This window comes from Acetobacter lovaniensis (genome assembly GCF_014207635.1).
Taxonomy (GTDB): Bacteria; Pseudomonadota; Alphaproteobacteria; order Acetobacterales; family Acetobacteraceae; genus Acetobacter; species Acetobacter lovaniensis.
This window is the reverse complement of the sequence record NZ_JACHIE010000003.1, coordinates 134472-160842: the sequence shown is the minus strand read 5'-3', so window position 1 is coordinate 160842 and position 26371 is coordinate 134472. Positions and strand designations below refer to the sequence as shown.

24 protein-coding genes and 2 tRNA genes are annotated in these 26371 nt (G+C 60.1%); 19 read left to right on the top strand and 7 right to left on the bottom strand.

The features are described from left to right. Positions 1-95 precede the first annotated feature (95 nt). The 7 genes from HNR55_RS05585 to HNR55_RS05555 all read left to right on the top strand — a co-directional run bounded on the left by HNR55_RS05585 (position 96) and on the right by HNR55_RS05555 (position 3240). Positions 96-1313: a GTP-binding protein gene (locus HNR55_RS05585; protein ID WP_166112524.1), complete on the top strand. Its 1218-nt coding sequence runs from the start codon at positions 96-98 to the stop codon at positions 1311-1313. A gap of 141 nt (positions 1314-1454) precedes the next feature. Beyond that, complete coding sequence (locus HNR55_RS16880) at positions 1455-1643, top strand: hypothetical protein (protein WP_242005453.1); 189 nt, start codon at positions 1455-1457, stop codon at positions 1641-1643. A 94-nt stretch (positions 1644-1737) separates the two neighbouring features. Next, positions 1738-1989 (top strand): hypothetical protein, encoded by a 252-nt coding sequence (locus HNR55_RS05575; RefSeq protein ID WP_166112521.1) that lies wholly within the window; start codon positions 1738-1740, stop codon positions 1987-1989. Positions 1990-2172: 183 nt separating this feature from the next. After that, the gene (gpt, locus tag HNR55_RS05570) at positions 2173-2658 is read left to right on the top strand and encodes a xanthine phosphoribosyltransferase (protein WP_166112518.1); all 486 of its coding nucleotides are present in this window, start codon (positions 2173-2175) and stop codon (positions 2656-2658) included. A gap of 58 nt (positions 2659-2716) precedes the next feature. After that, a tRNA-Pro gene (locus HNR55_RS05565) sits at positions 2717-2793 on the top strand. A 22-nt stretch (positions 2794-2815) separates the two neighbouring features. After that, on the top strand, positions 2816-3121 hold the full coding sequence (locus HNR55_RS05560; protein ID WP_166112515.1) for an ETC complex I subunit: 306 nt from the start codon (positions 2816-2818) through the stop codon (positions 3119-3121). Between the two features lie 42 nt (positions 3122-3163). Next, positions 3164-3240, top strand: a tRNA-Arg gene (locus HNR55_RS05555). Between the two features lie 184 nt (positions 3241-3424). Here the strand turns inward: HNR55_RS05555 and cysE are convergent. Both cysE and HNR55_RS05545 read right to left on the bottom strand, forming a co-directional pair. Then, a complete protein-coding gene (gene cysE, locus HNR55_RS05550) occupies positions 3425-4225 on the bottom strand; it encodes a serine O-acetyltransferase (protein ID WP_242005462.1) in 801 nt (266 codons plus the stop codon). 70 nt (positions 4226-4295) lie between these two features. Further along, on the bottom strand, positions 4296-5549 hold the full coding sequence (locus HNR55_RS05545; protein ID WP_166112509.1) for a UbiH/UbiF/VisC/COQ6 family ubiquinone biosynthesis hydroxylase: 1254 nt from the start codon (positions 5547-5549) through the stop codon (positions 4296-4298). 213 nt (positions 5550-5762) lie between these two features. Between HNR55_RS05545 and HNR55_RS05540 the strand changes: the two genes are divergently transcribed. The 9 genes from HNR55_RS05540 to hflX all read left to right on the top strand — a co-directional run bounded on the left by HNR55_RS05540 (position 5763) and on the right by hflX (position 16595). After that, positions 5763-6101, top strand: a complete 339-nt coding sequence (locus tag HNR55_RS05540; protein WP_025828032.1) for a P-II family nitrogen regulator — start codon at positions 5763-5765, stop codon at positions 6099-6101. Between the two features lie 251 nt (positions 6102-6352). Beyond that, on the top strand, positions 6353-7507 hold the full coding sequence (gene ispF / locus HNR55_RS05535) for a 2-C-methyl-D-erythritol 2,4-cyclodiphosphate synthase (RefSeq protein ID WP_166112506.1): 1155 nt from the start codon (positions 6353-6355) through the stop codon (positions 7505-7507). A gap of 91 nt (positions 7508-7598) precedes the next feature. Further along, on the top strand, positions 7599-8669 hold the full coding sequence (gene dusB / locus HNR55_RS05530; RefSeq protein ID WP_184382580.1) for a tRNA dihydrouridine synthase DusB: 1071 nt from the start codon (positions 7599-7601) through the stop codon (positions 8667-8669). Further along, entirely contained in the window at positions 8666-9772 is a 1107-nt protein-coding gene (locus HNR55_RS05525) for a two-component system sensor histidine kinase NtrB (RefSeq protein ID WP_166112501.1), read from the top strand. The genes dusB and HNR55_RS05525 overlap by 4 nt, the downstream gene beginning before the upstream one ends. A 61-nt stretch (positions 9773-9833) precedes the next feature. Further along, positions 9834-11276 carry a nitrogen regulation protein NR(I) gene (gene ntrC / locus HNR55_RS05520; RefSeq protein WP_166112498.1) on the top strand — a complete coding sequence of 481 codons (1443 nt, stop codon included), beginning with the start codon at positions 9834-9836 and terminating at the stop codon, positions 11274-11276. 8 nt (positions 11277-11284) lie between these two features. Continuing rightward, entirely contained in the window at positions 11285-13552 is a 2268-nt protein-coding gene (locus HNR55_RS05515) for a sensor histidine kinase NtrY-like (protein ID WP_166112495.1), read from the top strand. After that, entirely contained in the window at positions 13542-14933 is a 1392-nt protein-coding gene (gene ntrX / locus HNR55_RS05510) for a nitrogen assimilation response regulator NtrX (RefSeq protein ID WP_166112492.1), read from the top strand. The genes HNR55_RS05515 and ntrX overlap by 11 nt, the downstream gene beginning before the upstream one ends. A gap of 77 nt (positions 14934-15010) precedes the next feature. Beyond that, positions 15011-15295 carry an RNA chaperone Hfq gene (gene hfq / locus HNR55_RS05505; RefSeq protein WP_166112489.1) on the top strand — a complete coding sequence of 95 codons (285 nt, stop codon included), beginning with the start codon at positions 15011-15013 and terminating at the stop codon, positions 15293-15295. After that, positions 15276-16595: a GTPase HflX gene (gene hflX / locus HNR55_RS05500; protein WP_166112486.1), complete on the top strand. Its 1320-nt coding sequence runs from the start codon at positions 15276-15278 to the stop codon at positions 16593-16595. Before hfq ends, hflX begins: the two co-directional genes overlap by 20 nt. 67 nt (positions 16596-16662) lie before the next feature. On the opposite strand, the gene HNR55_RS05495 is transcribed toward hflX, so the two are convergent. From HNR55_RS05495 to HNR55_RS05485, 3 genes are all read right to left on the bottom strand, one after another. Further along, positions 16663-17295, bottom strand: a complete 633-nt coding sequence (locus HNR55_RS05495) for an NUDIX hydrolase (protein WP_166112483.1) — start codon at positions 17293-17295, stop codon at positions 16663-16665. 89 nt (positions 17296-17384) lie between these two features. Beyond that, entirely contained in the window at positions 17385-20000 is a 2616-nt protein-coding gene (gene clpB / locus HNR55_RS05490) for an ATP-dependent chaperone ClpB (RefSeq protein ID WP_166112480.1), read from the bottom strand. Between the two features lie 242 nt (positions 20001-20242). After that, positions 20243-20851: a superoxide dismutase gene (locus HNR55_RS05485; RefSeq protein ID WP_166112477.1), complete on the bottom strand. Its 609-nt coding sequence runs from the start codon at positions 20849-20851 to the stop codon at positions 20243-20245. A 245-nt stretch (positions 20852-21096) separates the two neighbouring features. On the opposite strand from HNR55_RS05485, the gene HNR55_RS05480 reads away from it, so the two are divergent. Further along, positions 21097-21867, top strand: coding sequence for a squalene/phytoene synthase family protein (locus tag HNR55_RS05480; protein ID WP_166112474.1), 771 nt, complete (start codon positions 21097-21099; stop codon positions 21865-21867). A gap of 22 nt (positions 21868-21889) precedes the next feature. Here the strand turns inward: HNR55_RS05480 and HNR55_RS05475 are convergent, their stop codons facing one another. Then, positions 21890-22765, bottom strand: coding sequence for an NAD(P)-dependent oxidoreductase (locus HNR55_RS05475; RefSeq protein ID WP_166112471.1), 876 nt, complete (start codon positions 22763-22765; stop codon positions 21890-21892). A gap of 119 nt (positions 22766-22884) precedes the next feature. On the opposite strand from HNR55_RS05475, the gene HNR55_RS05470 reads away from it, so the two are divergent. Then, positions 22885-23514, top strand: a complete 630-nt coding sequence (locus HNR55_RS05470; protein WP_166112468.1) for a protein-methionine-sulfoxide reductase heme-binding subunit MsrQ — start codon at positions 22885-22887, stop codon at positions 23512-23514. A 54-nt stretch (positions 23515-23568) separates the two neighbouring features. Here HNR55_RS05470 and HNR55_RS05465 read toward each other — a convergent pair whose 3' ends face one another. After that, positions 23569-25026, bottom strand: coding sequence for a SulP family inorganic anion transporter (locus HNR55_RS05465; protein ID WP_166112465.1), 1458 nt, complete (start codon positions 25024-25026; stop codon positions 23569-23571). Between the two features lie 163 nt (positions 25027-25189). Between HNR55_RS05465 and lpxB the strand changes: the two genes are divergently transcribed. Beyond that, positions 25190-26368 carry a lipid-A-disaccharide synthase gene (gene lpxB, locus HNR55_RS05460; protein WP_166112462.1) on the top strand — a complete coding sequence of 393 codons (1179 nt, stop codon included), beginning with the start codon at positions 25190-25192 and terminating at the stop codon, positions 26366-26368. Positions 26369-26371: the final 3 nt, after the last annotated feature.

Sequence of the window (26371 nt, the reverse complement as noted above, 5' to 3'; positions counted from 1 at the left end):
CCTGCGGGCTGGCGTTTTAATTTCAAGTCGTAATTGTTATGTTATATTATAACGTATACACCGGAGGGAGTATGCCGCAACAATAAGGTTCTCCCATGCCCGCCAGACTGCCCGTTACTGTTTTGTCCGGTTTTCTTGGTGCCGGAAAAACAACCTTGCTCAATTACATTCTGAATAACCGCACAGGCCGCAAGGTTGCGGTCATTGTGAATGACATGAGCGATGTGAACATAGACGCCGATCTGGTGCGCGGTGGGAGCAACCTCTCCCGCACGGATGAAAAACTGGTGGAAATGAGTAACGGTTGCATCTGCTGCACCTTGCGTGATGACCTGTTGCAGGAAGTACGCAGGCTGGCCGAAGATGGGCGGTTTGATTATCTTCTGGTGGAATCAACCGGAATTGCGGAACCTCTGCCTATTGCCGCCACGTTTGAGTTCCGCGACGCAGCCGGTGCCAGTCTGGCGGACATAGCCCGGCTGGATACCATGGTAACCGTTGTGGATGCGGTTAACCTTCTGAACGATTACGGCTCAACCGATTTTCTCAAGGATCGGGGAGAAATCGCGGGGGAGGATGATGAACGCGCTCTGGTTTCCCTGCTGGTGGAGCAGATTGAATTTGCAGATGTTGTTGTGCTCAACAAGGTTTCCAGCGCCACGCCCGAACAGCGCGTAGCCGCCCGCCAGATTATTATGAGCCTGAACCCGGATGCCGATATTGTGGAGACAGACAATTCCGTGGTGCCGTTGGACAGGATTTTGAATACGTACCGATTTGATTACGAGAAGGCTCACAAAAACCCATTATGGTATAAAGAGCTTTACGGGTTTACAGACCATGTTCCCGAAACGGATGAATACGGTATCCGTAGTTTTGTTTTTAGGGCACGTCGCCCGTTTATTCCCGAAAAGTTCAAGGCTTTTATAGATCATGCCTGGCCGGGTGTTGTGCGCGGCAAGGGGTATTTCTGGCTGGCGACCAGACCCATGTGGGTGGGCGAACTGGGGCTGGCTGGTGCTCTGGTGCAAACACAGGCCGCCGGGCACTGGTGGGTTGCCATTCCTCCCGAACATTGGCCGGAAGATACGGAATGGCAGGATATGCTGGTTTCCCGGTGGGACCGGGTTTATGGCGACCGCAGGCAGGAAATGGTGTTTATCGGCACGGCCGATATGGACGAGGCCGCCATTCGCGCCGCATTGAACGCCTGCCTTGTGCCAGATGCCGGGCAAACTCTTTTTGACGGAAGCATGTTTGCAAACCTGCCAGACCCGTTCCCCGCGTGGCAGACGGAGCCCGTGGAGCCATGACCTGCGCGCCAGCCCCCAGTACGAACGCACCCTGCGCCACGAGGTCTGGCGCAGGTATGACGGCAATGACTGGCAGGCATTTGATGCCTTGCCCCCAGCATACGCCAGCGCGTAACCTGGCATAGTGACGATGCATGATCCGTGAATGTGCTTATGCTCTGGCGGCATGACAAACGGAGTTATGGCCGCACGGCACAGGCCGAGAAAGCACTGATCCGCTCTCTGGATTATTGCGAACGGCTGGAGCGCGATGTGTTTGCCGCACGGTATGGGGAGCAATATGGCATGCCGCTCCCCCATATGGCGGCAGGAGGCACCGTACAACGGTAACGGTATGCTTATTGGCTGTGTGTATTATCGCCTTTGCCAGCGGCTGCATATGTGATAGAACAAACAAAGAACATATTGCGTGTGGAAGGCTAACATGGCGGTAGCGGAGCGGATCGTGTTTCAGCCATTTGTATGGCAGGGCGGGGTATTGCGGGCGGGAGTGCCCATTGTGTGCCCGAACGTGGAAGATGCACGCAGGCGCGTGGACAAAATCCGGGCCGGTATCCTGCATGTTGCCGGGGCCGTGGTCGTGCGCATGGATGTGGATGAAGACATAGGCGATTACGGAGAGCCCGAATATCTGGAACGGATCGGTGATACCCCCGGTGGAGAGGATGAGGACTGATCCGCCCTGCAGTCTATAGCCGCGCCCTGTCGCTATGCCTCATCTGGTTTTGACCGGGCCTGACAAAGGGGTGATTGCGGGTGCGCAACACTCTGTAGGAACTGGTGCTTCTTCCTGCTAAAGAGGGCGCATAAAGGCAGGGGGTAACCCGGCCTGCGGCGTGATTGTTAAAGGATGGTGTTTATGGCTGTGCAATATGCCACGGTAACATGGGAGCAACTGCATAGGGATGCACGGGCGCTGGCGGCGGCTCTTATGCCCAGAATGCCCTTTAAAGGTATTGTGGCGGTTACCCGTGGCGGGTTAATTCCCGCAGCCATTGCCGCCCGGGAACTGGGGTGCCGGTTGATCGAGACCATCTCCGTCGTGACCTATGACGAAGAAGAAATGGGTCAGCCCCAGATTATCAAGGCACCAGAGGCCGCGGGGGATGGGGAAGGGTTCCTGATCATTGATGATCTGGTCGATTCCGGCGTGACCGCACGCTTTGTGCGCGAATGTCTGCCCAAAGCCTATTTTGCCTGCCTGTATGCCAAACCTGCCGGTAAGCCCTTGACCGATCTGTTTATTACGGAAGTTCCGCAGGATACGTGGGTTCTTTTTCCGTGGGATACGGCTCCGCTGTTCGTGCCGCCACTGGTCAGTAACAAAAAAGAGTGTGCGGAGTAATTTTTTTAGCGCCACAGGGTTGCCAGTTTATAATTAGACGCCTAGTTTCCCGCTTGTTCGGGGCGTGGCGCAGCCTGGTAGCGCGCGTGTTTTGGGTACACGAGGCCCCCGGTTCGAGTCCGGGCGCCCCGACCATAAATAAAGCGGGAGGCACGTAATGCCAGCGCGTATTTATCAGCAGTCCAAGCCAGCAGGTCAGTCCGGTCTGGCAGGCACCCGCAAATGGGTGTTTGAATACGGTCAGAGCGCTCCACGCAGGCAGGATGCCCTTATGGGGTGGACCGGCAGCGCGGATACCCGGTCCCAGCTCCGTCTTCTGTTTGACAGCCGCGAGGCCGCCGAGGCATACGCCCAGCATGAGCAGATTGCTTATGAGGTTGAGCAGCCAGCGCAGCGGCACCGTCGTCCCAAGGTTTATGCCGATAATTTCGGCTATAACCGGATACAGAACTGGACGCACTGAATTTCAGCCTCCATCCCCTGTATGCGGGATGGGAGGCTTTTCGCGCCCTTAGCTCAGTCGGATAGAGCAACAGCCTTCTAAGCTGTGGGTCATTGGTTCGAATCCAATAGGGCGCGCCAGTTTTATCTGTAAAATCCTGTCAGGGTGGGAGATCAGGCTCCGCCCTTTTTTGTGCCCGCTCTGCGCCGAATTGTCCGGTGTCGCACTGTGCCACGGGGCTGGGTAAAGCATCGTGCCAGCAGTAGGCTGGTTAAGGTATATGGGGGCAGGAGCCGCGCAGCACGTGCCCCCATGCTCTGGGTGTCAGATAATGTAATCAATGGGGGGGAGTGTCTGGTCCATGTCCAGGGCAGGCATGCCCTTGTGGCGCACACCCACCTTGCGGGCGGGGTTACCTACCACGGTGGTAAAGGGGGGTACGGGCTCAAGCACAATGGAGCCTGCCCCAATCTTGGCGCCTTCGCCAATTTCAATATTGCCAAGGACTTTGGCGCCTGCGCCAATCAGCACACCCCGGCGCACCTTGGGGTGGCGGTCTCCGCAATGTTTGCCCGTGCCACCAAGGGTCACATTTTGCAGAATGGAAACATCGTCTTCAATAATGGATGTCTCCCCCACCACAATGCCGGTGCCGTGGTCAAACAGAATGCGGCGTCCAAGCTGTGCGGCTGGGTGAATGTCCACCCCGAACAGTTCCGATGCCCGGCTTTGCAGGTGCAGGGCCAGATGCCGCCGTTCCGACAGCCAGAGCCAGCGCGCCACCCGGTAGGTCTGCACCGCGTGATAGCCTTTGAAGAACAGGAACGGGGTTACAAAATCCGGGCAGGCCGGGTCCCGCTCCCGAATGGCCAGCAGGTCGGCGGCCGCCGCGCATACAAGATCAGGCTCCTCGTCAAAGCCTTCCTTCACCAGTTCGGAAAGTGCATCGGCGGCAACGGACCGGTCCCCCAGTTTGCGGCCAATCAGGGCCGCCAGAGCCGAGGCAAAGCTGGAATGGCTCCGTACGCCGGTTGCCAGCAGGCCGCGTACCAGTGGGTCATAGCAACTGCATGCTTCCTGCGTCATCTGCCGCCACAGCACGGTCAGCTGTGGCGCGCACATCATGCTGCTTTCTTCAAAATGACTGGAACTGACTGAGGTAACGCTACCGTCCTGCATCCCGGCTACTCCGTAACTACAAACCCATGGCGTGCTTTACAAAAGCTTTCCGCAGGGCAGGAAAGCGATGCACGCCCGCAATACCCAGATCACGCGCCAGACGGAGGACCGGGTTGTTGTTACTGAACAGCCTGTCCAGCGCATCTGTTGCCGCCAGCATGAGCATATTGGCCGGGCGGCACAAGGCCTGATAACGTGCAAGCACCGCGGGGGCGCCGGGGTCCTTGCCCTGTGCATGGATGTCCAGCAGCAGCGGGCTCAGGTGAATGACATCCCGGTAACCAAGGTTAAGCCCCTGACCTGCGATGGGGTGAATCCCGTGTGCGGCATCCCCCACCAGCATGAGCCGTGTATCTGTATAACGTGCGGCATACTGGGCGGAGAGCGGGTAAGTCCAGCGGCGGCCCACGGGTGTTACACGGCCAAGGCGGGTATTGCCCATGCGGCGTTCCACCTGCCGGGCAAAGGCCTCGTCGGGCAGAGCGGCAAAGCGTTCGGCTATGCCGTCCTTGTCGCTCCACACAATGGCGGACATGTAGGGGTGTTCGTCCGTGCCCGTCATGGGGAGTTGCGCAAACGGGCCAGCGGGCAGGAAGTGTTCCAGCGCGCTGTTGTCGTGCGGGAACTCATGGGCAATGGCGCACACAATGGCGGTCTGCCCATAGGGCAGGCGGGTCAGGGGAATACCGGCTTCTGAGCGCAGGCGGCTTCGGCGGCCATCGGCGGCCACAATCAGGCGGGCGTTAAAGCTGCGGCCATCGTGAAGCTGCACATGCGCATTTTGTGCCGTGCGGGTAATTTTTGCTTCCGCGGGGGCCAGAACGGTCACGCCCGGTGTGGTGCTCAGGCACTTGTTCAGTGCCACGCGCAGGGCGCGGGCTTCCACCATCCAGCCAAAGGGCTGGGAGGCATCTTCTCGCGTGAATTCGAGAAAAAGGGAGGACGCGGGTTCACCGGGCCTGCCATCTGTGACCAGAATTTCCTCAATCGGGCAGGAGGCGGCGGGGAGCAGGTCCCACACCCCGGCACTTTCCAGAAACTCCTTGGGACCTGCGGCAATGGCGTAGGCGCGCCCGTCCAGATCCGGGTGTTCCATGGGAGGCAGGGCCGCCTTGTCCACCACAGCCACCCGCATGCCGCCACGCGCCAGACGGCACGCCAGAGCGGCACCAACTGGCCCCGCGCCGATAATGCACACATCCACGTCCGCCACATGCGGGTGGTGGGTGCTGGCGTGTTCTGCCGTGGCGTCGGGGGAGATTGGGCTCATGCGGTTTTTTCCTTAACATTCACACATCTGGCAGGCGGCACGCCCCAAAAGCCGCGCAGGCTGTTGCGGATCATGCCCTCTTTATGCGCCCTCCTTTGCGACAAAACCAGCCGTCTTGCCTTGAGGTGCATCAAAGCTCTTGGCAATTGGTGTTTAACTGTGCCAACATCGTAACGTCATGGAAATGTTTTGCAGCAGGGAGTTGCAGGCAGTATGAAGCTGATTACCGCCATTATAAAGCCCTTTAAACTCGATGATGTCCGCGAAGCGCTTGCGCCGCTGGGTGTTCAGGGGATTACTGTCTCGGAAGTCAAGGGGTTTGGTCGCCAGAAAGGGCAGACGGAAATTTACCGTGGAGCTGAATACCGGATCAGCTTCCTGCCCAAGATCAAGGTGGAAGTCGCTGTAAGCGATGCCCTGCTTGATCAGGTTCTGGAAGCGATTCTGGATGCAGCGCATACGGGCAAGATCGGGGATGGCAAGATTTTTGTCAGCGATCTCACCCGTGTCATCCGCATCCGCACGCGTGAGACTGGGGATGCCGCCCTTTAAGGGGTAGACCGGTCTGGTGGTAGGGTGGGTTTGCGCAGCCTCGGGTCTGAGCGCCTGCCCTTGCGGCCATCAGGGCGGCAACCCCGCGTGTGGGGGGCTGCCGTAACCTGCGCTTCATGCAGGGGCGCTGGCGGTGTGAGCCAGTGTGCAGAGTGCTGCCCGCTGCACGGTAGGAACCGTGTTGAGGGGGATGCCTCTCTTTCCCATTTTCAGGCTTGACGGGGCAGGGGTGTGGCCTCATTGCTTCGGACATGCGAGTAGCTGCCATTCTACTGGCTGCCGGTACAGGCAGCCGCTATGCCGCCACCACGGGGTGCGCCACGCCCAAGCAGTACGTGCTGCTTGCTGGCCAGCCCGTTATCCGACACGCCGCAGAGGCTCTTCTGCCGCATGTCTCCTCTATTCAGCCAGTGGGGGACCCTTCCTCCCTGAATGACGCATTGCAGGGGCTGGCTGTTCTGCCGCCCGTGCAGGGTGGTCAAACCCGGCAGGCCAGTGTGCGCGCCGGGCTGGAGGCGCTGGACGCCCTGCCACCGGAGCAAAAGCCCGATCTGGTTCTGGTGCATGATGGTGCCCGCCCTTATGTTACCGGGCAACTGGTGGCCAATGTTGTGGCGGCTCTGGCGGAGCATCCCGGTGCTATTCCCGCTGTGCCCGTGGCCGATACCCTCAAGCGTGAAAAAGACGGCGTGATTGATGGTACCGTCTCGCGCGAGCATCTGTTCCGTGCGCAAACGCCTCAGGGTTTCCGCTTTGGCCTGTTTTTGGACCTGCACCGCGCAGCGGCCTCGCTCAATGCCACGGATGATGCCAAGCTGCTTGAGGAGTCCGGCTTTAGCGTGGCGCTTGTGCCGGGCGATGAAGATAATATCAAACTGACATACGAGGCTGATCTGGTGCGTCTTGAAAGGCTGATTGGCCCCACATTGCTGCCGCGTGTGGGCCTTGGGTATGATGTGCATGCCTTTGAGGAAGGGCGTCCGCTGATCATGTGCGGGATTACCATTCCCCACACGCATGGTCTGGCCGGTCATTCCGATGCCGATGTGGGTATCCATGCGCTGTGTGACGCCATTTATGGCGCACTGGCCGAAGGTGACATCGGCAGGCATTTTCCCCCCAGCCAGAACGAGTGGAAGGATGCGGATAGCGCGCGCTTTCTTATCCATGCCGGTCAGCGTATTCGCGCGCGGGGGGGCATGCTGGTCAATGCCGACCTGACCCTGATTTGCGAACGCCCAAAAATTGGCCCCCATGCGCAGGCCATGCGGGAGCGCCTTGCCGCGCTGCTGGAAGTGGATGTGGAGCGTATTTCGGTCAAGGCCACAACGTCTGAACGGCTGGGCTTTACCGGGCGGGAAGAAGGCATTGCCTGTGCGGCTACCGTCAGCGTTCTGGTGCCGTAAAACCGCGCCGCGTCGCTGACGGCGAAAAAACATTGCACAGGGGCGCGTGGACCGGTATTTCTGCCTAATTCGTAGGCAAATGGAAATGACTGTGCAAACGCAACCTCTGCTGCGTCCGATTGATCTGGGCGGTGTTGTTCTTGATACGCCGGTAATTCTGGCGCCCATGTCCGGCGTGACCGACCTGCCATTCCGGCGGCTGGTCCGCAGGCTTGGGGCTGGCCTTGTTGTTTCCGAAATGATTGCCTCATGGGCAATGGTGCGTGAGAACGATACCACCCTGCGCATGGCCGAAGTGGCCGATGCCGGTGGCCCCAATGCCGTGCAGCTGGCCGGGTGTGACCCGCAGGCCATGGCCGAAGCGGCCCGTATTGCCGTGGACCGTGGGGCGGACCTGATCGACATTAATTTTGGCTGCCCGGTTAAAAAGGTCGCCGTGGGGCAGATGGCAGGCTCCGCCCTGATGCGGGACGAGGCCGCGGCACAGCGCATGCTGCAAACGGTGGTCAAGGCCGTGTCTGTGCCTGTCACGCTCAAAATGCGCATGGGCTGGGACCATGAGCATCTTAACGCCCCCGTGCTGGCCCGTATTGCGCAGGACGCGGGTATTCGCATGATTACGGTGCACGGGCGCACCCGCCAGCAGTTTTATAACGGCACGGCGGACTGGGCGTTTGTGCGCAATGTTAAAAACGCGGTGGACCTGCCCGTTATTGTGAACGGCGACATCCTGACCACAGCCGATGCCCGCAACGCACTGGCCCAGTCCGGCGCTGATGGGGTGATGATCGGGCGCGGCTGCTATGGGCGGCCGTGGTTTCTGGCGCAGGTTGCCCATGCCCTGCGTACGGGGGAGGAGATGCCAGACCCCGCACTGGAACAGGAAAAAGCCATTGTGCTGGAGCATTATAACATGATGCTGGAGCATTTTGGTCCACGCCCCGGCCTGCGGCTGGCCCGCAAGCATGTGTCCTGGTATTCTGCCGGGCTGCCTGCTTCGGCTGCATTCCGTGCCGTCTTCAACAAGGTGGAAACGCCCGATGAGGCCATAGCCCGGATTGCCGAGTTTTATGACCAGCAGATTGCCGCCGGTGCGCAGCGGGAGCCGCGTGCCTCCCGTCAGGAAGCCGCACGTCAGCACGAACAGGCTTACGCGGCGTGAGCACACAAGCGCCAGACAGGGCAGAGCCTGACGCGGCGCTTCTACTGGACAGCCTGCCTGTTCCGTTGCTTGAGGTCGGGGCAGGGAATGCTGTTCTGGCGCTCAATATGGCGGCAGAGGAGTTTTTTGGTATGTCCCGCCAGCAGATCAGGGCTGGCGGCATGGCCGAAATTGCCCCACCCGACCACCCGATTTATCTGCTGCTTGCCCATCTGCGCCAGCGTGGGGGAAGTGTGACCGAGCATGATCTCCTGTTCAGTTCTCCACGGTTTCACCACGAGGGGGTGAGCGTGCAGGGGGCCGAGGTGCTGGACCATCCGGGGCATCTGCTGCTCACATTCCACCTGCCATCCACCGCACGGGTGCTGGACCAGCAGCAGGTCTATCGTTCGGCGGCGCGGAGTGTGTCGGGCATGGCGGCCATGCTGGCGCATGAGGTGCGCAACCCGCTTTCAGGCATCAAGGGGGCGGCCCAGTTGCTGGAGCAGGCCGTGGAAGATGCAGACCGTGATCTGGCTACCCTGATCTGTGATGAGGTGGACCGCATAGATGCACTGGTTGAGCGCATGGGCATGTTTGGCGAGGCGCAGATGGACTACCGCGCCCTGAACATCCACCGCCTGCTCGAACACGTAAAGCTGCTGGCCAGCAACGGTTTTGCCAAGGACCTGCGGATTATAGAGCAGTATGACCCCTCGCTCCCCCATGTCTGGGGGGACAGGGACAGGCTGGTGCAGGTGCTGCTCAATCTGGTCAAGAACGCGGCGGAAGCGCTGCATGAGACCGGCAAAAAGGGGGATATTACCCTGATGACCAGTTATCGACCGGGTATTCGCGTGACCGCTCCGGGTACCACCCAATGGCGGCACCTGCCGCTGGTGGTGACCATAAGGGACACAGGGCCCGGTATTTCGGAAACAGTCAGGCCGCATCTGTTTGAACCCTTTGTTTCCACCAAGGTCAACGGCAGCGGGCTGGGGCTGGCGCTGGTGGGCAAGGTGATGGATGACCACGGTGGAGTGATGGAAGTTGAAAGCCGACCGGGCAAAACGGAAATCAGTCTTTTCCTTCCGCTGGCGGAAGAAAGGGGCGGACTGTCTTGACCTTGGGGTTGCCTGCGCCTGATAAGCCTGTCCCTGTTGTTATTCCTCTGGTTCCAAACGCATGACGCCACTGCCCACCATTCTAGTTGCTGATGATGATCGGTCCATCCGTACCGTGCTGGGGCAGGCACTTGGTCGCGCGGGTTATCAGGTTCAGGTCACGCCCTATGCCTCCACCCTGTGGCAGTGGGTGCAGGAAGGGGAGGGCGATCTGGTCATTACCGATGTGGCCATGCCCGATGGCAACGGGCTGGAACTGGTAACGCGCATCCGCCAGATCCGGCCGGACCTGCGGGTTATTGTCATGAGCGCCCAATCCACGCTGACAACCGCCGTAAAGGCCACGCAGCGCGGCGCGTTTGAATATCTGGCCAAGCCGTTTGACCTGAAGGAACTGCTTGCGGTTGTGGCGCGTGCGCTGACCACTCCGGTACAGGAGGCGGAAAAACCCGCATCCCCCCAGACACCGGAGGAACGGCTGCCACTGATCGGGCAATCCGTGGTCATGCAGGGCATCTACCGCAGCATTGCCAGACTGACGACCTCGGACCTGACCGTGATGATCTCGGGGGAGAGCGGCACCGGCAAGGAACTGGTGGCCCGTGCCCTGCATGAATATGGCCGCCGCCGTAGTGGTCCGTTTATTGCTGTCAATATGGCCGCCATCCCGCGTGAGCAGATCGAGAGCGAACTGTTCGGCTACGAGCGTGGCGGCAATCTGGGGCGCATGCCCGGCCGGTTTGAGCAGGCATCGGGTGGCACGCTGTTTCTTGATGAGATCGGGGATATGCCACAGGAAGCCCAGACCCGCCTTCTGCGCGTGTTACAGGAAGGGGAGTTTACTACCGTAGGCGGCTCCACTCCCCTGCATGCCGATGTGCGGATTGTGGCCGCAACCCACAGGGATTTACGGCAGGCCATACAGGCTGGCACTTTCCGTGAGGATCTGTACTACCGCCTGAACGTGGTGCCCCTGCGCCTGCCCCCCCTGCGGGAACGACGGGAGGACATCCCCCTCCTTGCCCGCCATTTTCTGGCCCAGTGCCGCGAAGCAGGAGGAGGCTACCGGACGCTGGATGAGGAAGCCATGACCCGCCTGCAGGCATGGCGCTGGCCGGGCAATGTGCGGGAACTGGAAAACCTGATCCGCCGCATTATGGCCCTGTATTCGCAGGAGACCATTACAGCCGATCTGGTGGATGCAGAACTGGCCGATCCTCAGGGGAGTGATTTTGTGCCAGATTGTCGGCAGGTGGCTGAACCTCTGGTCGATTCAGTCTCGCGCCATATCGCCCGTTATCTGGAGGCGGGGCGGGAAGGTATGCCGTTGCATGATCTGCATGCCCGTATTATTGCAGAGGTGGAACGTCCACTGATCCAGATGACGTTGACGGAAACACGGGGCAACCAGATCAAGGCCGCCGCCATGTTGGGGTTGAACAGGAATACCTTGCGTAAGAAAATACGTGACCTTGAGATTCCCGTTGTGCGTGGCGTAGTCTAGCCACAGGGATGACAAACACACCACGCCTCTCCTTTTCCCACCTGTTTTCGCGCGCGGGCCTGCAATGGCTGCTGCGTGCGCTTGAGCGCAGGAGCGTTGCCGTAACACTTGTGGCTCTGGCGCTGTGCCTTGTGTTTGCAACCTTTGTTGTGCTTTCGGGTGGTATGTCCTTTGGGCATTACGCCGTGGTCGAGCCGCTGGTGCTGGTAGTGAACGGGCTGGTACTGCTGCTTCTGCTGCTGGCCATGGGCGTGCGTGGCTGGCCTATTCTGGTGGAATATCGCAAGGGGCTGGCGGGCACACGCCTGCATGTGCGCCTTGTCACCCTGTTTGGCATTGTGGCCGTTGCCCCTACGGTGGTGGTGGGTGTGTTTGCCACCCTGTTTTTCCATTACGGCATACAGATCTGGTTTTCCGATAGGGTCAACACGGCACTGAACGAAGCCTTGCAGGCATCGCGCGGATATTTGCAGGAGCATAACGCCAATATCCGCACAGATGCGTTTTCGATGTCCAATTACATCATGAGCGCGCAGAACGAACTGGCCGCCAGCGGCATGGAACTGTTGCAGGACCATGATGCCCTGTCCCAGATGCTCGACAGTCAGGCGACCATACGCGGGCTGACCGAAGCTCTGGTGTATGACCCCATTACCAACCGTGTTGTGGCGGCTGGCGGGTTGATGAGCCGGACAGGCTACCTGCAGGACCTGCCCCCGCCCGCGGCCACGCTTATGGCGCGTTCCAACGATGTGGCCATTCTGGATTCCCCGGATGAGCGCACGGTGCGTGCGGTTGTGGAACTGTCACAAACACCTACACTCATGCTGGTGATTACCCGGCTGGTTGACCCGTCCATTCTGGATCATATGCACCGGACGGAAAAGGTGGTGGCGGACTACAAACACCTTAACCGCAACAAGGCCAAGATCCAGCTTACCTTTGTCATGATCTTTGTTCTGGTGGCGCTGCTGGTGCTGGCTGTTGCCGCCCTGATCGGTTTTGCGCTGGCCAACCAGATTGCCCGTCCGCTTGGCCTGCTGAGCATGGCTGCCCGCAGGGTGAGTGAAGGTGACCTGCGTGTCCATGTGCCCGAAACCGACCGGGATGATGAAGTGGCAAGCCTGTCCCGCGCCTTTAACCGCATGACGGAGGAACTGGACAGCCAGCGTTCGGAGCTGATGCTGGCGTATGGGCAGATCAATGAACGCAGGCGTTTTACCGAGGCCGTTCTGTCGGGCGTGTCCGCAGGGGTGATCGGGCTGGATGTGGAACAGCGGATCGAACTGCCCAACCGTGCCGCCAGCGTGCTGCTCCAGACCAATCTGGCGGATGCCACGGGCGAGCGTCTGGCAACCCGTGTGCCGGAATTTGCCGGATTGCTTGAGGAGATCACCCTCTCGCCCGAGACCGTGTTCACGCGTGAAATCCAGATTGGCCACGCTACCAGCCAGCGCACCCTGCTTGTGCGCGTGGGGGCGGAACTGCGCGGCACTGTTACCGAAGGGTATGTCATGACATTTGATGACATTACGGCCCTGCAACAGGCCCAGCGCAAGGCGGCCTGGGCGGATGTGGCCCGCCGCATCGCGCATGAGATCAAGAATCCGCTTACCCCCATCCAGCTTGCGGCCGAACGGCTCAAACGCCGTTTTTTGAAGGAAATCACCTCCGACCCCGATACGTTCGCCCAATGCGCGGATACAATTGTGCGTCAGGTGGGGGATATCGGACGCATGGTGGACGAATTTTCGGCTTTTGCCCGTATGCCGCAGCCCGTTATGAAGGATGAGAACCTTTCCCGTATTGCGCAGGAGGTGCTCATCCTGCAACGTAACGCCCACCATGAGATTTCGTACCACCTTGATCTGCCACAGCACGGACCATGGGTTCGGTGTGACCGGCGGCTTATCAGTCAGGCTTTGATCAATCTGCTGCAAAATTCGGCGGACGCCATTGCCATGCTTCCCCGGCAGGCTGACGCATCCGGGCAGGAGGTGGCTCCCAAGGGAGAGGTATGGGTGCGTATTGCGCAGGAAGAGGAAACCATTGCTATTGTCGTGGCCGACAATGGGGTGGGACTTCCCGAGGATGACAGGAACCGTCTGGCCGAGCCTTACGTCACCCACAAAGCCAAGGGAACGGGGCTGGGATTGGCTATTGTGAAAAAAATCATGGAAGATCATGGTGGAACGGTCCGTCTGGAAGACAGGGCAGGAGAGAAGGGAACTGTGGCTACTCTGGTTTTGCCGGTGAAAGACGACCATGGCGCATGAAATCCTGATCGTTGATGACGAACCCGACATCCGGATGCTGATTGAAGGCATTCTGTGTGATGAAGGGTATGAGGCCCGCGTTGCCTCCAGTTCCGAGGCAGCGCTGGCGGCTTTTCGGGTTCGCAGGCCGTCTCTGGTCATTCTGGACGTGTGGTTGCAGGGCTCGGATATGGACGGGCTGGAAATCCTGCAAACCATGAAGGCGGAGGAAGCCTCCGTGCCCGTGGTCATGATTTCGGGCCATGGCACGATCGAAACCGCCGTGGCGGCTTTGCAGCACGGTGCCTACGATTTTATAGAAAAACCGTTTCAGGCCGACCGGCTTCTGGTCATTGTCCGCCGCGCGCTTGAGGCATCGCGCCTTGCGCGTGAGAATGAGGAACTGCGCCTGCGCGCCGGGCAGGATGCAGACCTGTACGGTAATAGTGCCCAGATTGTGGCTATCCGCAACCAGATAGAAAAGGTGGCTCCCACCGGCTCACGCGTGCTGATCAGCGGCGGCCCGGGCTCGGGCAAGGAGGTGGCTGCCCGCATGATCCATGCCCGCTCCCGTCGGACGGATGGGCCTTTTGTAGCACTCAACTGCGCCACGCTGGCTCCGGGCCGGTTTGAGGAGGAACTGTTCGGGCTGGAAGGTGGGGTGGATGGTGTTGGCCGCCGCACAGGCGTGCTTGAGCGCGCCCATGGTGGCACCCTGCTGCTGGATGAGGTGGCGGACATGCCGCTGGAAACGCAGGGCAAGATTGTCCGCGCCCTGCAGGACCAGACCTTTGAACGGCTGGGTGGGGGCTCCCGCGTTAAGGTGGATGTGCGTGTATTGGCGACCACCAACCGCGACCTTCAGGCCGAAATCATAGGCGGGCGCTTCCGCGAGGACCTGTATTACCGTCTGGCGGTTGTGCCCTTGCGGATGCCAGCCCTCAAGGAGCGGCGGGACGATATTCCCGGTCTGGCAACACTGTTCCTGCACCGTGCGGCGGAAATGGCGGGCCTGCCCTCGCGCGATCTGTCGCCTGATGCGGTGGCCGTGCTGCAGGCGTATGACTGGCCGGGCAATGTGCGTGAACTGCGCAACCTGATGGAACGGGTACTGATCATGCAGCCCGGCAGCAGCCAGGACCTGATCCGTGCGGACATGCTGCCTTCCACAATAGGGGAGAACGCACCGGGGCTGTTAAAGTTTGATGCCGCGACCGATGTCATGAGCCTGCCACTGCGCGAGGCGCGGGACCTGTTTGAAACCCAGTACCTTCAGGCACAATTATTACGATTTGGAGGGAACATAAGCCGCACAGCGCTGTTTGTGGGCATGGAGCGGAGCGCTTTGCATCGTAAACTCAAGCAGCTTGGTGTAACATCGGACGAACGGAACACTGGCTGATCAGTGAGTTGTTGCGAGTCAGGGCAGGCGTTGGATCTGGCTCCCAAGAAAAAGAAAATGGAATAGGGTCGCACACAGTGGAAAAAGAGAGTGCACATCATGTGCAGGATGCATTTTTAGGCCAGATTCGCCGTTCCCGGGCGGCTGTGACCGTATTTCTGGTCAATGGTGTCAAACTTCAGGGTTTTATTACGTGGTTTGATGATCAGGTGGTGCTTCTCCGGCGGGATGAGCAAACCCAGCTTATTTACAAACATGCCATCAGCACTGTTATGCCCAGCATTCCCGTAGATATTGCAGACTCCACCGGAGCGGGCGCAAAGGCGGACAAGGAACCATCTCTTGGCGACGAGTTTTACTGAGAAAAAACAAACGGTTGCAACGCGTGCTGCCGTTATTCTGCCGTGGGAGCGCTCAGCCCACGGGCAGGACGTCAGGGCCGCGGAGGCCCGGCTGGAAGAAGCCGTTGGCCTGACGGCCTCCATTGGTCTGGTTATTGTCCGTAAAGCTGTTCTTCTGCTGCGTATGCGCCGCTCGGCCACATTGCTGGGCAAGGGGCAGATCGATTCCCTCAGAATAGCCGTCAAGGCCGACAATATTGACGTGCTGGTGGTGGATACCAAACTGACCCCCGCTCAGCAGCGTAATCTGGAAACCGAGTTCGGCTGCAAGGTCATCGACCGGACCGGCCTTATTCTGGATATTTTTGGTGCCCGTGCCGCCACGCGGGAAGGGACATTACAGGTCGAACTGGCGCATCTGGAATATCAGCGCTCCCGCCTTGTGCGGTTGTGGACCCACCTTGAGCGCCAGCGCGGTGGCTTTGGCTTTCTGGGTGGTCCGGGTGAAACCCAGATCGAAGCTGATCGCCGCATGATTGGCGAGCGCATTGTGCGCCTTAAAAAGGATCTGGAGCAGGTGCGCCGCACACGCGGGCTGCACAGGCAGGCCCGCAAACGTGTGCCGTTCCCCGTTGTGGCTCTTGTGGGCTACACCAATGCGGGTAAATCCACCCTGTTCAACGCCCTGACCGGGGCCACCGTTTATGCGCAGGACCAGTTGTTTGCAACGCTGGATCCGACCATGCGCGCCATAGAGCTGCCATCGGGGCGGCAGGTTATTCTATCGGATACGGTCGGTTTTATCAGCGACCTGCCAACGGAGCTGATTGCCGCCTTCCGCGCCACGCTGGAAGAAGTGGCCGAAGCCGACATTATCCTGCATGTGCGTGACATTGCGCACCCCGATAGCGCGACCCAGAAAAAAGACGTGCTGGGTGTTTTGCAAAGCATGGCCAAGGACAACATGCTTGAGCAGGACTGGCCAAGCCGTGTGATTGAAGTGCTGAACAAGGTAGACCTGCTGGGCGAACACGCAGCAGCCCCGCAGGGGGATGAAAGCGTTGCCATTTCCGCCATTACGGGTGATGGGCTGGACCGGCTTCTGGCCCGTATTGACCAGCGCATTACATCGGGGATGGAAATGGTGCGCTACGCCCTGCCACTGGCCGACGGTGCTGCGCTGGCATGGCTGTACCAGCATGGCGAGGTCATAGGTCGTGACGACCGGGAGGAAGAGGCGGATATTACCGTGCGCCTGCTGGCAGAAGACCGTGCGCGTTTTGAGCGGCAGTTCCAGCATATTACGCCCCAGATTGCATAGTGTGTCGCTGGGGATTGCCCTACCCGGTGGATCAGTCAGTCTGATGCGGCCGGGCAGGCACCTCTAATCAGTCAAATTCGGTTGGCAGGCTCAGATCGGCGTGGTGTGCAAACAGCCGGTCGATCTGCTGGCGTGAGATACGCCCGGTTGAGAGGTCGTGCGGGATTTCGTTGCGCGCAAAAAACCGGACCTCGCTGGTTTCAATGCTGGTGGTGGGAGCCCCGCCGGTGAGTTCTCCCAGAAAAAACAGTTTGGTGATGGAAAAAGCCTCAGGTGGTTCATGCCCCTGCTTTGCCCGGTCCAGCACCATGGCAAGGCGGGTCATGCGCACCGTGTATCCGGTTTCTTCCCACACTTCCTTGGCGGCGGATTCCGAGGCACTCAGGTTTACATCCGCCCAGCCGCCCGGCACGGTCCAGCGGTTCTGGTCCAGCACTTCACGCACCATGAGCAGGCGGTTCTGGGCGTCAAATACCCCGGTGCGTACTTCCAGCTTGGGGGTGGCGTAGCCGGTCTGCTGGGTAAACAGGTTTTCTATCTGCCGGATGGGGGCACCACTGCCGCGGGCCATAACCTTGGCGGCCAGCGTACGCAGCATTTCATAGCGTTCGCGGTCAAACGGGTCTTTGGCAAAGGTCAGTCCGGTTTGGGCAATGGCCTGAACCTCTCTGGCCCAGATGAGCCATTCAGGCTCGGACATGGTTATGTTCCTCTCTTGTTCAACAAAAAACGGGAAGGCACGCGCCCTCCCGTTTTTTTATGTGCTGCTAACAGGCCGGGGTATCCGGGTCAGTAGGCAGGTTCAGGCTCTGTAGCGGCCTGACCGTTTATCAGCAGGCCATCCCCGTTGGCAGAAATATTTACGGTCTCGCCATCATGGATCGCACCTTCAAGCAGTTGCCCGGCCAGCGGGTTTTGCAGGCTGCGCTGGATAACCCTTTTAAGGGGGCGCGCACCATAAACCGGGTCGTATCCTTCATTCGCCAGCCAGGTTTCGGCCAGATTATCCAGATGCAGGCTGATCTTGCGGTCTTCGAGCAGCTTTTGCAGGCGGCTGATCTGAATATCCACAATCTTGGTCATATCCACCCGCTGGAGGCGCGAGAAGAGGATAACCTCATCCAGACGGTTCAGGAACTCGGGGCGGAAGTGCTCACGCACCACCTTCATGACCTGCGCCTGCACCATGGCTGGGGTATCCCCATCCGGCTGGTTGGCCAGATATTCGGAGCCGAGGTTGCTGGTCAGGATGATCAGCGTATTGCGGAAGTCCACCGTGCGGCCCTGACCATCGGTCAGGCGGCCATCATCGAGCACTTGCAGCAGAATGTTGAACACATCCTCATGCGCCTTTTCCACCTCGTCAAACAGGATGACCTGATAAGGGCGGCGGCGCACGGCTTCGGTCAGTACGCCACCTTCCTCATACCCCACATAACCCGGAGGGGCGCCAATCAGGCGGGCTACGGCGTGCTTTTCCATGAACTCGCTCATGTCAATCCGCAGCAGGGCCTTGTCATCATCAAACAGGAAGCGGGCGAGCGCCTTGGTCAGCTCCGTTTTGCCAACACCCGTCGGGCCGAGGAACAGGAACGAACCGATCGGGCGGTTGGGGTCCTGCAAACCGGCGCGGGCACGGCGCACGGCGTTGGCGACCGCACGCAGGGCGGGTTCCTGCCCCACAACGGATTTGCGCAGTTCGTCTTCCATCCGCAGCAGTTTGGCCCGTTCGCCTTCCAGCATCCGGTCCACGGGCACACCCGTCCAGCGCGAGACAACCGAGGCAATGCCCTGATCCGTCACCGCTTCGGAGACAAGGTTCGCACTTTTTGCTTCCTGTTCCTCCGTCTGCTGGGCGCTGGCAATCTGGCTTTGCAGGTTGGGAATAACGCCATACATCAGTTCGGAAGCACGTTGCAGGTCGCCCTTGCGCTGGGCCACTTCCACATCGGAGCGGGCCTGATCAAGCTGTTCCTGCAATTTCTGCACCGCATGCACGCGGTCTTTTTCCGCATGCCATGTGGCGCTGAGCGTGTTGGATTTTTCTTCCAGATCAGCCAGTTCGGTCTCAACGGATACCAGACGGTCCTTGCTTGCGGTGTCGTCTTCCTTGCGCAGCGCTTCCCGCTCGATCTTGAGCTGGATAATGCGGCGGTCCAGTTCATCCAGTTCTTCGGGTTTGCTGTCGATCTGCATACGCAACCGGCTTGCGGCCTCGTCTATCAGGTCGATGGCCTTGTCGGGCAGAAAGCGGTCCGTGATGTAGCGGTTGGACAGGGTTGCCGCGGCGACCAGTGCGCCATCGGTAATGCGCACACCATGGTGCAGCTCGTATTTTTCCTTGATCCCGCGCAGGATGGAAATGGTATCGGCCACGGAAGGCTCGCCCACGTAAACGGGCTGGAAGCGGCGGGCGAGTGCTGCGTCTTTTTCAATATACTTACGGTATTCATCCAGCGTGGTGGCGCCAATGCAGTGCAGTGTGCCACGTGCCAGTTCAGGCTTGATCAGGTTGGACGCATCCATGGCGCCGTCGGTCCGGCCTGCGCCGACCAGCGTGTGCATTTCATCAATGAACAGGATGACCTGCCCTTCAGCGGACTCAATTTCCTTGAGCACGGCTTTCAGGCGTTCTTCAAACTCACCGCGATATTTGGCACCGGCCACCAGCGCGCCCATGTCGAGCGAGAGGAGTTTTTTGTTTTTAAGCGCTTCGGGCACATCGCCATTAACAATGCGTTGGGCCAGACCTTCCACAATGGCGGTCTTACCCACGCCGGGTTCGCCAATCAGCACAGGGTTGTTCTTGCTGCGGCGGGCCAGAACCTGAATGGCGCGGCGGATTTCCTCATCCCGGCCAATAACCGGGTCCAGCTTGCCCTGCTGGGCAACTTCGGTCACGTCCCGCGCATATTTCTTCAGCGCGTCAAAATTGGCTTCAGCGTTTTCGCTGGTCACTGTGCGTCCCTTGCGGATGGTGGCTATGGCTTTTTCCAGCGCATCGGGGGTGGCGCCGTTGGTTTTGAGTGCCTCACCCGCCGCGCTGCTGGTTGCGGCAAGGGCTACCAGCAGGCGGTCCTGCGCTACAAAGCTGTCGCCTGCCTTCTGGGCGATCTGTTCGGCGGAATCCAGTGCGCGCACCAGATCCGGGGTAGCCGCTGGCTGGCCAGCGCCCCCACCCTGTACCTTGGGCAGCTTGGCCAGTGCCTGCTCGTTGGCAGCACGGACCGCATCGGGGTTGCCACCGGCTGCACGGATCAGGGCCGACGCAGCGCCTTCCTCATCATCAAGCATGGCTTTGAGCAGGTGCTCGGGCGTAAGCTGCTGGTTAAAATCGCGCAGGGCAATGGTCTGTGCTGCCTGCAGAAAACCGCGTGAGCGTTCGGTAAATTTTGCAATATCCATAATATCCCTCTTGTCCCTTTATCGTAGGCGACTGAAGGCCTTGCCCCATCCCGCTTTGCGGCAATGGAAGGCAGGGTCTGTCGTGTTGACACCTTTAAGATTGGAAGGCCCAACAGCACAATCAAGGGGGATGTGTGCATATGTCGCACACCCTATGGAATGGCCGATATGAAAAAAGGCGGAGCCCCGTGGGAGCTCCGCCTTTTTTACACCAGACCGGCTTGAGGCCGGTGGTTTTGCACTCAGGCCGCGTTCAGCTGGGCTTCGGCAAATTCATAGTTTGCCAGCTTGTCCAGGAAGTTGGTGATGTAGTCCGGGCGACGGTTGCGGAAGTCCAGATAGTAGGAGTGTTCCCACACATCCGCCGTCAGCAGCGCCGTGCCCTGACCTTCGGCCAGCGGGTTGGTGCCATTGGGGGTTTTTGTAATGGCCAGCTTGCCATCCTTGCCCAGCACCAGCCATGCCCAGCCAGACCCGAACTGGGAAATGGCGGCCTTGCGGAATTCTTCCTTGAAGGTGTCGACGCTGCCAAAGTCTGCGGTAATTTTGGCCCCCAGCTTTTCGGGCATGGCACCGCCGGAGGTGGACAGGCTGTTCCAGAAGAACGAGTGGTTCCAATGCTGGCCAGCATTGTTGAACAGGCCGGTCAGGTCAGCCTTGCCGTGTGCGGCCAGAATGATGTCTTCCAAAGACTTGCCAGCAAGGTCGGGCTTGCCTTCGAGCAGCGTGTTCAGGGTGGTTACGTAGGCCAGATGGTGCTTGCCGTGGTGGAACTCAAGCGTTTCCTGGCACATGCCACGTGCGGCAAGGGCGTTGGGGGCGTAGGGGAGGGTTGGCAGTTCAAAAGCCATGACATAACTCCGTCGTATCAAGCAGGGCGTATCCAAAACGCGCCTGTCCAGAGCTATGGGTGCGCCATGTGGCACAGAGTCAGCGGATGAAGGTCCGACGTCTCTTTGTCCCTTGCTCACGGAAACTTGCCCTGCTGGTGGGGGTGGGGTGGCGCGGCAGTCCGTAAGGAAAGCTATATGTGCATTACGCATGAAACAGCATGAATTTGCAACATGCTACCGGGTAAGAGAAGTAGGATGCAGCCATGAACACCCCTCCATCACATACTGATATGCAGGCATTGGCGGGGCTTGCGGCGGGGGATGCGGACAGGCTGCTCTGTGTGCGTTTTCTGCCCGCATCCGCACAGTCGGGCGGGCTTGTGCTGCTGGCGTTCCATAATGAGCTGATTCGCGTGCTGGCCCCGGCCCGCTCGGCTGCGGTGGCCGGGCCCATGGCCGGGCTGATCCGCCTGCAATGGTGGCGCGAAGTGCTGGAAAAGGCCCGTCCTCCCGAGCACATTCTGGCCCCCTTTCTGCTGGGGATGATGGCATGCGGGCAGGCCCGGCTGGCCACACTGCTCCGCCTTGTTCACTCTTGCGAGATGGAACTGACCGGCGCGCGCGATCAACCGGCATGGGAGGGCATGATGCGTGATGGCCCCGGCGCGCTGCAACGCGCTATGGGCGAATTGCTGGGGGTGGAAGACCCCGCCATCCTGCTCAGGCTGGAGGCCTGTGGCATGGCTTATGGGGCAGGGGCCATGCTGCGGCACTGGCCGGTACTCCAGCAATCAGGGCGGTTTATATGGCCTGCCCGGCAGGAGGCGCTCAGGCTACAGGGGCAGGCATGGCTGGCGGCGCTGGACTGGCCCCATCTGCCCGCGCCTTTGCGCCTTGCGGCTCTGCCTGCCGTACTGGCTGAGCGCGACCTTGCAGGGGCTGCCCGGCAGGCCGGGCAGCCCCGTGGGCTGGGGGATCGCGCCGCACTCATGTGGCAGGGTGTTAAGGCCCTGCGTGCGTTTGAGCGCGGCTGAACGGCTTGGAGGGGCTAAACCCTTACGGGTCGTTGGCCACAATGTTTTCCAGTACCCCGATCAGGGCGGAATAGTCCGCATCTGCTGCGGCGCGGCGGGTCAGGGAGAATTCCTGCGTGACTGCGGCCATGGTGGGCACGGGCACGGCCAGACGGGCACAGGCATCAAGCAGCAGGCGCATGTCTTTTTGCATGAGCCGGGTAGGGAACTGGGGCGAAAAATCCCCTTCCTTGGCCATTTTGATCTTGCGTTTGTGGTGGGGGGAGATCACGGCCATGTTATCCAGCGCATCAAACAGCATGGTGCGGTCGAGGCCCGCGGCCAGACCATAGGCAATGCCTTCGGCCACGGCGGCCAGCCCGGCCCCCATAATTCCGTTAATAACCAGCTTGAGCCGTGCGCCACTGCCTGCCGGGCCTGCATGAATGGTCAGGCGGCCAATGGCGTCAAACACCGGTTTGGCGCGGGCCATGTCATCCTCACTCCCACCAGCCAGCACCACCAGACTGGCGCTGTCCGCCTCAGGCGTGCTGCCAGAAACCGGACAGTCCACAACGCTGACTTTCAGCTTCTGGCCCGCATCCAGCAAGGCCTGTGCGGCTTCGGGGGAGACGGAGCTTGTGTTCAGTAACAGTCCGCCTTCTGGCATGCCCGCCAGCGCGCCCTGTGGGCCGTACATGCTGGCGCTCAGGGCCTCATCATCCGGGACGCACACAAGAACAATATCAGCCGTTCTGGCAACATCTGCCGGGCTGGGCAGGAAGGCGGTGTTTTCGTCCCCTCCCTTGCCGGAGGGCGTGTAGGCCACGGCTGCAAATCCTGCTTTTTTCAGGTTTGTGGCCATGCGGCTGGCCATTGCGCCAAACCCGATAAAGCCGATTGTCTTTGCTGTGCTCATGGTATCAGAGACTCCTGCATGTTCTTGCGTATTATGGACATAACGCACAAACTCCTTTCAAGGTTAAGGCGCATGGCCTGAATGCGCTGTCAGGCACCCCGGAAGAATAAAGGCTGATCATGGCTCCACCTGTTGCCGGTCGCGCGCGGCGCAAAAACCTGTCGCCACTGGCACGGCAGGTTCTGCTTTACGGCCTGTTCCTGCTCCCCGCCGTGTTTGATCTGGTGGAAGGGTGGCTGGGCTGGCTGGGGCCAAGGCCTTACCGCGAATGCCTGCATGACTTTGGGCGTTATGCGTTCCGCTTCCTGCTGGTTTCGCTTATGGTGACACCCTTGCGGCGCTTTACCAGAATTAACCTCATCCTCTACCGCAGGCCGCTGGGGTTGCTGGCCTTTACCTATGCGGCCATGCACGTAACACTCTACTTGACATGGGCGCGCGGGCTGAACCCGGCCCTGATCTGGACGGATTTTACCACCCGCCCGTTCCTGAGCTTTGGCCTGCTGGCTTTTGTTATCCTGTGCGTGCTGGCGGCTACTTCCACGCGCAAGTCGATTATGCGGCTGGGCAAGCGGTGGGCTCCGCTGCACAGAACGGTTTACGTGGCCATGGTGCTGGCCTGCGTACACTATAGCATTGCCTTTAAGGTCTGGCAGGTTGAGCCATTTATCTACGCGGCCATAGCGGCAGCCGTGCTGGCGACGCGCCTGCTTCCCAAGTCACAAAAAAGCCGCCCGACCCCGGTTTAGGGGGCGGGGCGGCTCTGGGCCGTGCCGGGCTGTGTGGCGCTGGCTTTTGTGTACTCAGGCCAGCAGGTTGGGGTGGCCCAGTGTTGCCAGCAGTTTTGCCGCGCGTGCATCGGCATGGAGAATGGTGACGGTTTTGCCGCACCCTTCCAGCCGGGTGGCGGTTTTTTCCAGCGTGTCTGCCGCACTGATGTCCCATAGCTGGGCGTCGGCCAGATCAATCACCACGTTTTTTGCGGTTCCCTGAAAATCCACGGCATCGGTCAGCACACTGGTTGAGGCAAAAAAGAGCTGGCCGCGCACATGGTAGGTGCGGGTTGTGCCATCGGGCGTATCCTCCGTTCTGACCTGCACCAGCTTCATGACCTGAAACGAGAAGAACAGACCGTTCAGCAACACGCCGCAGCCAACACCAGCGGCCAGGTCATGTGTCAGCACAACCACCACAACGGTTGCCAGCATAACGGTGGAGGACAGCCTGGGGTGGGCCACCATCTCGCGCAGGGATGACCACGAAAATGTGCTGATGGAGACCATGATCATGATAGCCACAAGTGCTGCTACTGGCACCTGAGCAACAAAGCGGTGCATGGCCACAAGCAACAGCAGCAGAAAAGCCCCCGCCGTAAAGGTGGACAGGCGGCTCCGGCCACCGTAGCGCAGGTTGCCCACGGTCTGGCCGATCATGCCGCAACCGGCCATGCCGCCAGACAGGCCCACAAAAATATTGGAAATACCCAGCCCCGTGCACTCCATGCGCTTGCTGGAATGGGTGTCGGTCAACTCATCCACCACCGTCGCGGTCATGAGCGATTCCAAAAGCCCGACCATGGCCATGGCAAAGGCATAGGGCAGCACAATCTGGAATGTGCCCCAGCTCAGGGGTACCTGCGGCCATGTCAGGTGCGGCAGCCCAGTAGGTAGCGCCCCAAGGTCGGCCACAACATGAATGGGCATGGGAACGGCAAGGCTGATCCCGGTCAGTACCAGAATGCAGATAAGGGGGGAGGGAACAGCCGTGCTCAGCCGTGGCAGCAGGTAAACAATGGCCAGCCCAAGGGCGATCAGGGCGTAGGTGTGCCACGTCACATGCAGCATCTGCGGGATCTGGGCAGAAAAAATAAGAATGGCCAGCGCGTTGACAAAACCCGTCGCCACCTCGCGCGAGACAAAGCGCATCATGCTTTGCAGCCGCAACAGCCCGAACAGCACCTGCATACCCCCGGCCAGCAGGGTTGCCAGCAGCAGGTACTGCAACCCATGCTCGTGCACCAGATCCGCCGCAACCAGCGCGACCGATCCCGCCGCCCCCGAGATCATGCCCGGCCTGCCGCCCGTTATGGCAATGGCAATGCTGATAACGAACGAGGCAAAAAGCCCCACTTCCGGCGCAACCCCCGCCACGTAGGAAAAAGCAATGACTTCGGGGATAAGGGCAAAGGTGCCGACCATACCGGCCAGAACGTTACGGACGGGTTGTTCCGTCCATTCACGCACATACTGCTGAACACGCACGAGGCAGAAAATATCCTGTAAACTAGGGTGGGTGGTTTGGTGCTCCCAGCCATAAACCGGACTTTTTATGTGCGGAAAGGTTTTTCTTTGCGGATCATGGCTTGCACATTCCCTGTTTGGCCGGAATGGTGGTGTGCCTACGTTGTGTTTTTGGTGCGTGAAGATGCTCGAATTACCCCCTCCATCCCCCCTTGTATGGATCCTTGCCGGAGAGGCGAGCGGGGATGTGCTGGGTGCCCGGCTGATGCACGCACTCCGTGCGCGTAACCCGCATATCCGCTTTGCCGGGGTAGGGGGTACGCGCATGGCGCAGGAAGGGCTTGCCAGCCTTTTTCCCATGCGGGATCTGGCGGTTATGGGGCTGGTGGAAATCCTGCCCCGCGTGCGCCAGCTTTCGCGCAGGCTTAATCAGGCTGTGGCGGATATTGCGGCCCAAAAACCTGATCTGGTGATTACCATAGACAGCCCCGGCTTTGCCCTGCGCCTGCTCCGGAGGATTGCGGGCATGGGTATGCTGCGTGTGCATTATGTGGCCCCGCAGGTATGGGCATGGCGGCAGAAAAGGGTACACAAGTTCCCCGGTCTTTGGGACGAACTGCTATGCCTGCTCCCGTTTGAGGAAGAATTTTTTGGCAGGCACGGCCTGAAAACCCGCTTTGTAGGGCACCCCGTTCTGCAGTCCGGTGCGCAGGAGGGCGATGCCTCCCGGTTCAGGGCAAGGCACGGACTGGCGGATAACGCACGGGTGCTGGTGCTTATGCCCGGTAGCCGCCGCTCGGAAGTGCCAAGGCTGCTGCCCGTATTCGGGCAGATGCTGGCGCTACTCCGCACGAGCATGCCCGATGTGGTGCCGGTTGTGCCGGTTTCCCCCGTAGTGGCGGCTACTGTTGAGCAGGCCGTGCATAACTGGCCCGTTCGCCCGATTGTGGTGACGGATGTGGACGACAAGCATGACGCATTTGCCGCAGCCGGGGCGGCTTTGACCAAATCAGGCACCTCCACGCTGGAACTGGCACTGGCTGGTGTGCCCATGGCGGTAACGTACCGGGTTAACCCCCTTACGGCGTTTATGGCGCGCAGGCTTATCCGGGTGCCCTATGTGGCTATGGTCAACCTGCTTGCAGGTCGGGCCGTTGTCCCCGAACTGTTGCAGGAAAACTGCGCGCCAGACGTGCTGGCGCGCGAGGTGCAGACACTGTTTGAAACCCCCCCCGTGGCTCAGGCCCAGAAGGCAGCCTTTGCCTCGGTCCTGCACGGGCTGGAGGGGCCGGGGGGGAGCCTGCCAGCAGATGCGGCGGCATCTGCCGTGCTGGACCTGCTGGCCGCGCGGGGGCAGCCGTAAGGG

Excerpts from the sequence above, each read along its gene's own strand:
- HNR55_RS05585 (WP_166112524.1), top strand. The coding sequence starts at position 96 with ATGCCCGCCAGACTGCCCGTTACTGTTTTGTCCGGTTTTCTTGGTGCC.
- HNR55_RS05575 (WP_166112521.1), top strand. The coding sequence starts at position 1,738 with ATGGCGGTAGCGGAGCGGATCGTGTTTCAGCCATTTGTATGGCAGGGC.
- gpt (WP_166112518.1), top strand. The coding sequence starts at position 2,173 with ATGGCTGTGCAATATGCCACGGTAACATGGGAGCAACTGCATAGGGAT.
- HNR55_RS05560 (WP_166112515.1), top strand. The coding sequence starts at position 2,816 with ATGCCAGCGCGTATTTATCAGCAGTCCAAGCCAGCAGGTCAGTCCGGT.
- cysE (WP_242005462.1), bottom strand. The coding sequence starts at position 4,225 with ATGATGTGCGCGCCACAGCTGACCGTGCTGTGGCGGCAGATGACGCAG.
- HNR55_RS05545 (WP_166112509.1), bottom strand. The coding sequence starts at position 5,549 with ATGAGCCCAATCTCCCCCGACGCCACGGCAGAACACGCCAGCACCCAC.
- HNR55_RS05540 (WP_025828032.1), top strand. The coding sequence starts at position 5,763 with ATGAAGCTGATTACCGCCATTATAAAGCCCTTTAAACTCGATGATGTC.
- ispF (WP_166112506.1), top strand. The coding sequence starts at position 6,353 with ATGCGAGTAGCTGCCATTCTACTGGCTGCCGGTACAGGCAGCCGCTAT.
- ntrC (WP_166112498.1), top strand. The coding sequence starts at position 9,834 with ATGACGCCACTGCCCACCATTCTAGTTGCTGATGATGATCGGTCCATC.
- HNR55_RS05515 (WP_166112495.1), top strand. The coding sequence starts at position 11,285 with ATGACAAACACACCACGCCTCTCCTTTTCCCACCTGTTTTCGCGCGCG.
- ntrX (WP_166112492.1), top strand. The coding sequence starts at position 13,542 with ATGGCGCATGAAATCCTGATCGTTGATGACGAACCCGACATCCGGATG.
- HNR55_RS05495 (WP_166112483.1), bottom strand. The coding sequence starts at position 17,295 with ATGTCCGAGCCTGAATGGCTCATCTGGGCCAGAGAGGTTCAGGCCATT.
- clpB (WP_166112480.1), bottom strand. The coding sequence starts at position 20,000 with ATGGATATTGCAAAATTTACCGAACGCTCACGCGGTTTTCTGCAGGCA.
- HNR55_RS05485 (WP_166112477.1), bottom strand. The coding sequence starts at position 20,851 with ATGGCTTTTGAACTGCCAACCCTCCCCTACGCCCCCAACGCCCTTGCC.
- HNR55_RS05480 (WP_166112474.1), top strand. The coding sequence starts at position 21,097 with ATGAACACCCCTCCATCACATACTGATATGCAGGCATTGGCGGGGCTT.
- HNR55_RS05475 (WP_166112471.1), bottom strand. The coding sequence starts at position 22,765 with ATGAGCACAGCAAAGACAATCGGCTTTATCGGGTTTGGCGCAATGGCC.
- HNR55_RS05470 (WP_166112468.1), top strand. The coding sequence starts at position 22,885 with ATGGCTCCACCTGTTGCCGGTCGCGCGCGGCGCAAAAACCTGTCGCCA.
- lpxB (WP_166112462.1), top strand. The coding sequence starts at position 25,190 with ATGCTCGAATTACCCCCTCCATCCCCCCTTGTATGGATCCTTGCCGGA.